Source organism: Sphaerotilus sp., assembly GCF_041083715.1.
GTDB lineage: Bacteria > Pseudomonadota > Gammaproteobacteria > Burkholderiales > Burkholderiaceae_C > Sphaerotilus.
Genome location: NZ_JBFPGY010000194.1, coordinates 1 through 9,234, shown reverse-complemented (window position 1 = coordinate 9,234; position 9,234 = coordinate 1). Strand labels below are relative to the sequence as shown.

Here is a 9,234-nt window from a genome sequence, read left to right as displayed (position 1 = left end):
CCCGGTCGGCCGTGGCCCAGCACCGGCTGCGACAGCACCCACCCGGTCGACAGCAGCAAGCCGACCGTCAAGGGCGTCAGCCCGCTCGTGAACACGCGCACCGCCGGATGGTCCGGTCGACGCTGACCCCAGCGGGTCACGGCCCAGGCGATGGTCGAGCTGGGCAGCAGAATGCCGGTCATCGCGGCCACGACGCCCGGCATCCCGGCCACGTTCCAGCCCAGCACAGCGATGAACAGCAGGTTCGGTCCCGGCGCAGCCTGGGCAAGGGCGACCGAGTCGGTGAACTGGGTGTCGGTCAGCCAGTGGTGTTCCTGGACGAGGTAGCGGTGGATGTCCGGCGCAGTCGTGATGGCGCCGCCAACCGACAGCAGCGACATCAGCGCGAAGTGCAGGAACATCTGCAGCAGATCGGTGGCGGTCAGCGCGTTCATGTCGAGGACCCTCGCCGGATGCGCCATGCCACATGGCACATCGTCACGGTGCCCAGTCCGCTGACCACCGCCGCCATCGGGAACCGCAGCGCGCCGATCAGCACCACCGTCAGTGCCGCGTAGCACAGGCTGACCTTCAAGCCGAGTGGGTTCTTGCGCAGACCGCGGATGGCCTTGAGGCCCGTCGCGATGATCATGCCGGCCGCCACCGCACCCATGCCGCGCAGCGCGCCCGACACCTGCGGCAGGCCGGACCAATGCCCGTACAGCGCCGCAGCCGCCAGCACGACCAGCATCGGCAGCAGCAGCATGCCGCCCACGGAGGCCACCACGCCGCGCCAGCCGAAGTAGCGATCGCCCAGCATCAGCGACAGGTTGACCACGTTCGGCCCCGGCAGGACCTGGCTGACCGCCAGCAACTCCAGGAATTCGGCGGCGGTCAGCCAGCGCTGCCGATCGACCAGTTCGCGCTGTGCAATGGCGATCACGCCACCAAAGCCTTGCAGGGCCAATTTGCTGAAGACCCAGAACATCTGCAGCGGGGTATCGGGGCGGCGCAGAGCGGCAGCGTCAGACATGCACCGGATCCTGCTGCATGCGACGAGCCGCCCATCGACTCACAGCCAGGGCGAGCAGCGTCCAGCCCAGACCGGCCCAGTGCAGAGAACCGAATCCGGTTCCATGGATGAGCGCACCGCCGGACATCGCGCCGATCGCCTGCCCGAGGTAGATCGCCGACGTGTTGAGCGCCAGCAGTGCCGGTGCGAGCAGTGGTGCGGCATGCCCCAGACGCGCTTGCTGCGCAGAGTTCGAGGCAAAGGTACCAAAGCCCCAGGGGATCATGGCCAGCGCCATCATCCACGGCCGCGTCGCGACCGGCAGGATCAGCAGGCTCAGTGCGATCCCGGACAGGTACAGCCCGACCGCACGCGCCGCACCAATGCGGTCCACGTGGCGGCTGAGCACCACATTGCCCGCCAGGCCCCAGGCGCCGAACCACATGAACAGCAGGCTCACCTCCAGCGGCGTCGCGCTCAGCACCTGGCGGTAGTAGGGCGCGATGTAGGCGAACAGCGTGAACTGCCCCGCACCGCTCAACGCCGTGACCACGATCACCGCCATCAGCACGGGGTGTGTGAACACCTCGGACCACGCCCGCAGCGACAGCACCGGTGGCTTGACCCCCGACGGCATCGCACGCCAGACCCACACCGCGCCGATCACAGCGAGTACCGCCACGAGCCCGAACGCCCAGCGCCAACCGAAGGCTTCGCCGATGTAGGCATGCAGCGGCATGCCCAGCACAGAGGCCAGCGACCAGCCAAGGAAGATGGTGGTGATGGAACGCCCGCGCTGTTCGGGCGGCGCCATGAAGCCCATCGCTGCGCCGGCCTGCGGCGTGAAGACGGCCGCACCCAGCACGGCCAGTGCCCGCAGCGGCAGCAGCGCCGCGTAGGTCGGGGCGAGGGCGCAGAGCAGGTGGCCCAGCCCGTACCAGAGCAGGGTCAGCGCGAGAAGGCGTCGCCGGTCCCAGCCCGCCAGCAATGCGGCCAGCAGTGGGGCGCCCAGACACATGCCGATGGCGCCCGCGCTGATCAGCTGACCGCCAAGCGCGACCGAAATCTCCAGCGACCGCACCAGATCGTTGAGCGAGCCAGGCACCACCATCACACCGCAGCCGATGGTGAAGTTGCCGAACAGGAGTGCACGCCGGCTGGTCACCAGGGCCAGTCCGTCCACGCTGCCCGCGGCGACCAGAGGCGAGGGCGCCGCCATGTGCATGTCAGAGTCCAGGGTGGAGCTTGAACGCGTCCGGGTTGACGATGTTCGTCGGTGCACCGGCCAGATAGGCCGCCACATTGTCGAAGGCCGCCTGGAAGTAGTTCTCGTAGGTGTCGAGTTCCACATAGCCGATGTGTGGCGTGCAGACGGCGTTCTCGAGGCGCATCAGCGGATGCCCTTGCAGGATCGGCTCGCTTTCGAACACATCCACCGCCGCCATGCCGGGGCGACCGCGGTTGAGCGCCGTCACCAGCAGCGTGTCGCCGACGAGTTCGGCCCGCGCCGTGTTCACGAACAGCGAGGTCGGCTTCATCCGTGCCAGATCGTCCATCGTGATCAGACCCCGGTTGTCCTCGCTGAGGCGCAGGTGCAGGCTCAGCACATCGGCATCGCTGAAGAAGGCTTCGCGGCTCTCGGCAGCCTCGAAGCCATCGGCAACCGCCTGCAGCCGCGAGCGTTCGCTGCCCCAGATCTGCACCTTCATGCCGAAGGCGCGGCCATAGCCCGCCACCAGCTTGCCGATGCGGCCGTAGCCCCAGATGCCGAGCGTCTTGCCGTTCAGCAGCATGCCAAGCCCGAAGTTCGGGGGCATGGAGCCGGCCTTGAGGCCCGAGTGCTGCCAGGCACCGTGCTTGAGGTTGCCGATGTACTGCGGCAACCTGCGCATGGCCGTCATGATCAGCGACCACGTCAGTTCGGCCGGCGCCAGTGGCGAGCTGACACCCTCCGCGACGGCGATTCCCAGGCGCGTGCAGGTCTCCACATCGATGTGCGAGCCAACACGCCCCGTCTGGGCGATCAGCTTCAGACGCGGCAGCTTTTCAAGCAGTGCGCGGGGAAAATGGGTGCGCTCCCGGATCAGGACGAGGATTTCCGCGTCCTTCAGCCGCACGGACAATTGGCCGATGCCCTTGACCGTGTTGGTGAAGACCTTGACGTTCTGTAGTTCCAGACGTTCGGCACACCGCAGCTTGCGCACGGCGTCCTGATAGTCGTCGAGGATGATGATGTTCATGTAGTGGTCGCGTGGAGCCCGACATTGTGCCTTTCTTTGGTGTCGCCGCCGATGGACGCCACCGGACTTGCGCAGGGCGTGGCCTCAACGCTTCTTTTTGTCGTTCTTGTCCACCACCCCGTCATCCAGCAACGACGCCCCGCGCATGTGGAGAACTTCCCCCTTGCGGAAGTACCCCAGCACGCTGGCTGGCGAGCGGTGGCCGGTGAGGGCCATGGTCTCGGCCATGGGGATGTTCTGCGCCGCGGCCTCGGTGACGAAGCCCGAGCGCAGGGAGTGGGCGGAGAAGGCGGGATCGAGCCCGGCCTGCGCCGCGCGGGCCTGCACGATCAAGCGCACCGACTGCGCGGAGAGCGCGGCACCCGGCACGCCGGATTTGCCGATGCGCCGGAAGATCGCACCGCTGGGCGGCGGCTGGCCGGCCGCCAGCGCCGCCAGCGCCCAGGCGTCGAGCCAGGCCTGCAGCGCCTCGGCCGCACGGCCGACGATGGGCTTGTGGCTGTCGCCGCGGGCGCGCCCGGCCTGGTTGGACTTGGACACACCCATCTGGTAGACCCAGCCGCCGGCCTGCGGACGGGTGTTGTCCAGCGTCGCGGCCGTCACCTCCGAGCGCCGGCGCCCGCCGCTCGCAAACGCGAACAGCAGCATCGCCCGGTCACGCCGTCCCGCCAGCGAGTCGTCGCACGTGGCCAGCAGCACCTCCAGCGGCTCGCGCGTCAGGGCAGGTTTGGCGTTGACCTGCTGCGCACCCCGGCGCGCGTAGCCCCGGCGCATGCGCGCCATCAGCTCGCGCACCCGGCCGTCCTCGCACGGATTCTCCAGCCCCTGCAACTGGTGCAGCTTCGACACCACGCTGATCCGGTGCACGAGCGTCGCCAGTGCCGGCGCGCCAGGTGCGGCCTTGTGGCCGGCGGCCACCAGCGCCGCGTCCACCGCGGCCGGCAGTCCGTGCACCAGGCGGCCGGCCTCGTCCAGCCGCTCGGCGTGGTCCACGATGAACTGCAGCACCACCGTCACCGGCAGCGGCAACGCCAGCCGCAGCCCATAGCGCACGCTGAACCACGCCGCCCAGTAGCGCAGCCCCGAGCGGTAGCTGCGCACCGTGTTGGGCGACTCGCCCTGATCGAGCAGCGAGCGCACGGCGGCCTGGCTGCTCTCGGGCAGCTCATCGACGACGAGCAGCGGCGTGCGGCCGTCCGGAGTGAGCACGACCAGGTCGGAAGAGAACGCAGCGCTCATGGGGAATCCTGTGGGGGTGATGCGTCTGGCAACATTCGTATTAAATAAAGTGTATGACGTATGATATCTTACAGTTTATGGCCATTACTATCGATAAGCTTCAATTATCGTTAGTAAATCATCCAATCGAAAGAGGGCGCTTGCATGGCTGGATCCACCCCCCGCGGCATCACCGACCAGGACGTCTGGCGTGCCGCCGACGCGCTGCTGCTCGACGGCCAGCGCCCCACCATCGAGCGCGTGCGCCAGCACATCGGCCGAGGCTCTCCCAACACCGTCAGCCCGCACCTCGATACCTGGTTCTCGCGCCTGGGTGCACGCATCGCCGACCCGCAGGCCTTTCGCGCGCCGGCCCCGGACACGCCCGAACCCGTGCAGGCCCTGGCCGCACAGTTGTGGGACACCGCCCAGGCGCTGGCCCGCGGCCAGGCCGAGACCCGTGCACTGCAGGCCGAGGCCCAGGCCGCCGACGCCCGCGTCCAGCGCGACGCCGCCTGCGCCGAACTTGCCAACGAGCGCACCGCCCGCCACGCCGAGCACGCCCGCGCGCAGACCCTGGCCGACCAGCTCGACGCCCTGCGCCTGACCCTGGCCACCGAGCACGCCACCCACGCCGAACGCCTGAGCGCCCTCGACCTGCATGCCCAGGCCAGCGCCGAGCGCCTGGCCCACGCCCAGCAGCAGCACGCCGCCGACCTCGCCGACGCAGCCCAGCGCGTCACCCATGCCGAGCGCCGTGCCGCCGCCGACATGGACCGCGAGCGCCAGGCCCGTGCACGCGCCGAGCAGACCCTGCGCGACCAGCGCACCCAGTTCGACCAGGCCATCGCCGACGAGCGCGCCCGCGCCCAGGCCCAGCTCCTCGTCCAGCTCCAGGCCGGCAGCCGCGTCGAGGCGCGCGCGCTCGCGCTGCAGGAGCGACTCGATCGCCTGGAGGCCGAGCGGCTGCGCGTCAGACTGCGCGAGCGCCGGCCAGGGCGACGGTGAGCGGATCATTTCGCCACCACATCCTCAGGTTCTCCGGAAAGCTGCCGATGCACCAGGGGCTGGCATCCTGGCCAGCCAACGCCCCCGACCAACGAGACGAGGATCCCTGCATGGCGACTCCCACCCCACCACTGTCCCACCCCTGCTGGCTGAGGCTGGCCAATGGCAGCCTCGGCCGTCTGCAGACCCAGCACCTGGGCACCCAGCTGATGGCCAAGCGCATGGAACGCAGTCCCGCACCGGCCGCAGCCAAGGCCGCCGAGATCCACCAGTTCTTCGCCAAATGGGAGCGTGTCCTCGCGGCAGAGCTCGCCCAGATCCCCTCCCTTTGAGTCCGAGGACCACTGCCATGAACGAGCTGATTTCCGTCGCCGCCGCCACCGAGTTGATCCGCCGCGGCGTGCCCCTGAGCCTGGCCGGCCCGGCCGCCGCGCTGCGCCAGCTGCCTCCAGGCCGCTGGATCGGCGGCACGATCCCGTATTTCATGGTCGCCGGCGGCGGCGCCGTCGTCGAGGACGATCGCCTGTTTGCCACCGATCTGTCCAAGGCAGGCATCGAGGTGCGTTTCGCCTGTTACAGCCCGGACGAGCTGGCCCGCATCACCGCCGAAGCCCCCGACAACGGCTTCTCGCTGACCATCATCCCTGCCGGCAGCCAGGCCCTGCGCCACTTCGCCCACGACGCGGCCGACTACACCGACGCCTTCGTCAAGCCGACCGTCGGCTGGGTCTCGGGCATCCACCTGCGCGACCTGGGCCACGCCAAGCCGCTGGTGTTCGACGGCCAGACCGGCCAGGCGCACGAGGACGGCGCCGTCGTGGCCCATGTCCGCATCGCCGACGACCGGCTTGCCAGCATCGAGATCGTCAACATCTTCGAGCCCGGTGACGGCGAGGTACTGCATTTCGACGAAACCGGTTTCGAGGTCGGCGAGTGCACGGTGGGCGGGCGCCGCATGCGGCTGCTGGACTACCTGGAGTCCGTCGGTGCCGCCGACGGAAGGCTGCCGCTGGTCGGCGATTTCGCCGGCGCGCACGTGAACGTGTCGGTGCAGGCGCTGGACGGCCCTGGCGGGCGGGTGTCGCTGTACGCACCGGTGTTCCCGGGTGTGGACTACCGGCTGGCACGCCCGGTGCCGGACTACGCTGCCGCCTTCCGGGCGCGACTCGCCGACTACGATGCCAGCGGCGCGGCCTTTTCCTGCAACTGCATCCTGAACTTCCTGTTCGGGGAGCTGGAGGGCAAGGCGATCGGCGGCGTCGAGGGGCCGGTCACCTTCGGCGAGATCGCCTACCAGCTGCTCAACCAGACCATGGTGGTGGTCCGGCTGCAGTGAGGCGGCCCGGCGTGGCGCCGTTCAGCCCAGCCGGAACAGCCGCGTCGCGTTGTCGCCCGTCACGCGGGCGACCTCCTCCACGTCCAGCCCCTTGATGCGCGCCAGCTCCGCTGCCACCAGCGGCACCAGGGCCGGCGTGTTCAGCTTGCCGCGGTGCGGTGCGGGCGCCAGGTAGGGACTGTCGGTCTCGATCAGGCAACGCTCCAGCGGCACCTCGCGCGCCACCTCGCGCAGCTCCACCGCGTTCTTGAAGGTCAGGATGCCCGAGAACGAGATGTGGAAGCCCATCGCCAGCGCGCCACGCGCCACCTCCGCCGTCTCGGTGAAGCAGTGGAAAACACCGCCTACCGCGTCCGCGCCCTCCTCCCGCAGCACGTCCAGCGTGTCCGCCGAGCTGCTGCGGGTGTGGATCACCAGCGGCTTGCCCAGCACCCGCGCGGCGCGCACATGCACCCGCAGCCGCTCGCGCTGCCAGGCCATGTCGGCCACGGTGCGCGTGCCCAGCCGGTAGTAGTCCAGCCCGCATTCGCCCACCGCAACCACCTTGTCGCGCCGGCCCAGCGCAACCAGCTCGGCCACGTCCGGCTCGTGCACATCCTCGTTGTCGGGGTGGACGCCCACGGTGCACCACAGCTGCGGATGTGCCGCGGCCAGCGCGTGGACGGTGTCGAACTCCTCGATCGTGGTGCAGATGGCGATGGCGCGTGTGACCTGCGCAGCGGCCATGTCGCGCTGGATCTCGGGCCAGCGGGCCTGCAGTTCGGGGAACGTGAGGTGGCAGTGGGTGTCGATGTACATGGGCAAGCTGACGCGCGGGGTCAGATGGTCTGCGTCGGCTTGGCCGACTGGATGGACGTGCCCAGCAGCTCCTCGATGCGCACGCGCAGCACCCGTGTCTTCTCGTCCACCGGAAACCGCACCCCCACCCCCTGCGTGCGCCCGCCCGAGGCGTTCGGCGGCGTGATCCAGGCCACGCGCCCAGGCACGGGGTAGCGCTGCGGATCGTCGGGCAGGGTCAGCAGCAGGTAGATGTCGTCGCCGAGCCGGTACTCGCGGCTGGTGGGCACGAACAGTCCGCCTTCGGAGAACAGCGGGATGTAGGCGGCGTAGAGCGCGCCCTTTTCCTTGAAGACGAGCTGGATGACGCTGGGCCGTGGCGTGCCAGTGGCGCTTGGCTGGGCCGGTGCGGCTGCGCCTTGCAGCGGCATGGCACCGGAGTGGCCGGTGCGGGAGGGAGGAATGGATTCGCTCATGACAGAGGGCGTGGTCGGTCGGGAGTGGGTGGCCCGGGGGTCATGGGCCGGGCAGGAGCCGCGCACGGGTGCCTTGCACCAGGGCTTCGGTGGCCAGGGCGGCGCTCCAGGGATGGTCGGCGTGGTGGGTCTGCGCGCGCAGCCAGGCTGCGGTTTTGGTCAGGCGGGCCAAGTCTGCACCCGGGGCCAGGCTGGAGCCGGGGAAGTAGCGCCCCGGCGCGCCCAGCGTCGCCAGCGCATGGTCGTGGCAGAGCTTGTGCAGCGCGTCCAGCAGCACCGGCAGCGGCCAGCCCGCCACCGCCGCGCTGTCTCCGCGTGCGATCCACTGCGGGAACTGGCGCCAGACCGCCGCGTCCAGCCCTGCACGCTGCAGCTCCAGCGCCCGCAGGGGCTGGCCGCCGCAGGCGTCGAGCAGTGGCTCCGGTTCGGCCACGCCCTGTCCGCGCAGCCAGGCCAGTGCCTCGTCGCGCGCGGGCGCTGCCAGTGCCACCGGCTGGCAGCGGCTGCGGATGGTGGGCAGCAACGCCTGTGCGTCGCCGCTGGCCAGCACGAAGCGCATCGCCCCAGGCGGCTCCTCCAGCGTCTTGAGCAGTGCGTTGGCAGCGATCGGGTTGAGCGCCTCCGCCGGGCAGACGATCACCACCTTGTGCGCTCCGCGCGCGGCCGTGAGCGCGCTGAAGTCCAGCGCGGCGCGGATCTGGTCGATCAGGATCGCGCGGCTGGGCTTGCGGGTCTTCTTGCCGCTGCCGGCGCCGCTGCCCTCCTCGGCCGCGGCACCGTCCTCGGGCAGACCGGCCTCGGCGCGCTGCGCTTCCGGCACGATCAGGCGCAGGTCCGGGTGGCTGCGCTCGTCGACCAGGTGGCAGCTCGGGCACTGCCCGCAGCCGGGTGCGCCACGCTGTGCCGCCGGGTGTTCACACAGCCAGGCCCGCGCCAGCTCCAGCGCGAAGCCCAGCTGTCCGACCCCGGCCGGACCGTGCACCAGCAGCGCATGGTGCGCCCGCGCACTGCGCAGCGTGCGCGCCAGCGGGGCGTCCAGCCAGGGCAGCGCCGCGCTCACCATCCGCGCGCCTGCAGCACGGCGTCGATCTGCGCGGCCACCGCCTGCGGCGGCTGCTCCGCGTCCAGCCGCGCCACGCGCGTCCCGTGCGGGCCGTCGGCCGCGAAACGCTGCCCGTAGCCCTGTCT

11 protein-coding genes are annotated in these 9,234 nt (G+C 70.3%); 3 read left to right on the top strand and 8 right to left on the bottom strand.

The features are described from left to right. From AB3X43_RS08645 to AB3X43_RS08625, 5 genes are all read right to left on the bottom strand, one after another. Nucleotides 1-434 (bottom strand): chromate transporter (locus AB3X43_RS08645; protein WP_369429438.1); only part of this gene is annotated, 434 nt, incomplete at its 3' end. Continuing rightward, nucleotides 431-1,012, bottom strand: a complete 582-nt coding sequence (locus tag AB3X43_RS08640; protein ID WP_369429437.1) for a chromate transporter — start codon at nucleotides 1,010-1,012, stop codon at nucleotides 431-433. The genes AB3X43_RS08640 and AB3X43_RS08645, both read right to left, overlap by 4 nt. Beyond that, nucleotides 1,005-2,216, bottom strand: coding sequence for an MFS transporter (locus tag AB3X43_RS08635; RefSeq protein WP_369429436.1), 1,212 nt, complete (start codon nucleotides 2,214-2,216; stop codon nucleotides 1,005-1,007). Before AB3X43_RS08635 ends, AB3X43_RS08640 begins: the two co-directional genes overlap by 8 nt. 1 nt (nucleotide 2,217) lies before the next feature. After that, nucleotides 2,218-3,231 (bottom strand): D-2-hydroxyacid dehydrogenase family protein, encoded by a 1,014-nt coding sequence (locus AB3X43_RS08630; protein ID WP_369429435.1) that lies wholly within the window; start codon nucleotides 3,229-3,231, stop codon nucleotides 2,218-2,220. Between the two features lie 84 nt (nucleotides 3,232-3,315). Then, entirely contained in the window at nucleotides 3,316-4,470 is a 1,155-nt protein-coding gene (locus AB3X43_RS08625) for a tyrosine-type recombinase/integrase (RefSeq protein ID WP_369429434.1), read from the bottom strand. Nucleotides 4,471-4,614: 144 nt separating this feature from the next. Between AB3X43_RS08625 and AB3X43_RS08620 the strand changes: the two genes are divergently transcribed. From AB3X43_RS08620 to AB3X43_RS08610, 3 genes are all read left to right on the top strand, one after another. Then, entirely contained in the window at nucleotides 4,615-5,457 is an 843-nt protein-coding gene (locus tag AB3X43_RS08620) for a DNA-binding protein (RefSeq protein WP_369429433.1), read from the top strand. Between the two features lie 110 nt (nucleotides 5,458-5,567). Next, complete coding sequence (locus tag AB3X43_RS08615; RefSeq protein ID WP_369429432.1) at nucleotides 5,568-5,789, top strand: hypothetical protein; 222 nt, start codon at nucleotides 5,568-5,570, stop codon at nucleotides 5,787-5,789. A 17-nt stretch (nucleotides 5,790-5,806) separates the two neighbouring features. Continuing rightward, on the top strand, nucleotides 5,807-6,793 hold the full coding sequence (locus AB3X43_RS08610; protein WP_369429431.1) for a DUF6976 family protein: 987 nt from the start codon (nucleotides 5,807-5,809) through the stop codon (nucleotides 6,791-6,793). A 21-nt stretch (nucleotides 6,794-6,814) separates the two neighbouring features. Here AB3X43_RS08610 and AB3X43_RS08605 read toward each other — a convergent pair whose 3' ends face one another. From AB3X43_RS08605 to holB, 3 genes are all read right to left on the bottom strand, one after another. After that, nucleotides 6,815-7,591: a TatD family hydrolase gene (locus tag AB3X43_RS08605; RefSeq protein WP_369429430.1), complete on the bottom strand. Its 777-nt coding sequence runs from the start codon at nucleotides 7,589-7,591 to the stop codon at nucleotides 6,815-6,817. Between the two features lie 20 nt (nucleotides 7,592-7,611). Next, nucleotides 7,612-8,001, bottom strand: a complete 390-nt coding sequence (locus AB3X43_RS08600; RefSeq protein WP_369429439.1) for a PilZ domain-containing protein — start codon at nucleotides 7,999-8,001, stop codon at nucleotides 7,612-7,614. 85 nt (nucleotides 8,002-8,086) lie between these two features. Continuing rightward, nucleotides 8,087-9,109 (bottom strand): DNA polymerase III subunit delta', encoded by a 1,023-nt coding sequence (gene holB, locus AB3X43_RS08595; RefSeq protein WP_369429429.1) that lies wholly within the window; start codon nucleotides 9,107-9,109, stop codon nucleotides 8,087-8,089. Nucleotides 9,110-9,234: the final 125 nt, after the last annotated feature.

What these genes read in the sequence shown, in the direction of transcription:
- AB3X43_RS08640 (WP_369429437.1), bottom strand. Translation starts at nt 1,012, where the DNA reads ATGTCTGACGCTGCCGCTCTGCGCCGCCCCGATACCCCGCTGCAGATG.
- AB3X43_RS08635 (WP_369429436.1), bottom strand. Translation starts at nt 2,216, where the DNA reads ATGCACATGGCGGCGCCCTCGCCTCTGGTCGCCGCGGGCAGCGTGGAC.
- AB3X43_RS08630 (WP_369429435.1), bottom strand. Translation starts at nt 3,231, where the DNA reads ATGAACATCATCATCCTCGACGACTATCAGGACGCCGTGCGCAAGCTG.
- AB3X43_RS08625 (WP_369429434.1), bottom strand. Translation starts at nt 4,470, where the DNA reads ATGAGCGCTGCGTTCTCTTCCGACCTGGTCGTGCTCACTCCGGACGGC.
- AB3X43_RS08620 (WP_369429433.1), top strand. Translation starts at nt 4,615, where the DNA reads ATGGCTGGATCCACCCCCCGCGGCATCACCGACCAGGACGTCTGGCGT.
- AB3X43_RS08615 (WP_369429432.1), top strand. Translation starts at nt 5,568, where the DNA reads ATGGCGACTCCCACCCCACCACTGTCCCACCCCTGCTGGCTGAGGCTG.
- AB3X43_RS08610 (WP_369429431.1), top strand. Translation starts at nt 5,807, where the DNA reads ATGAACGAGCTGATTTCCGTCGCCGCCGCCACCGAGTTGATCCGCCGC.
- AB3X43_RS08605 (WP_369429430.1), bottom strand. Translation starts at nt 7,591, where the DNA reads ATGTACATCGACACCCACTGCCACCTCACGTTCCCCGAACTGCAGGCC.
- AB3X43_RS08600 (WP_369429439.1), bottom strand. Translation starts at nt 8,001, where the DNA reads ATGCCGCTGCAAGGCGCAGCCGCACCGGCCCAGCCAAGCGCCACTGGC.
- holB (WP_369429429.1), bottom strand. Translation starts at nt 9,109, where the DNA reads ATGGTGAGCGCGGCGCTGCCCTGGCTGGACGCCCCGCTGGCGCGCACG.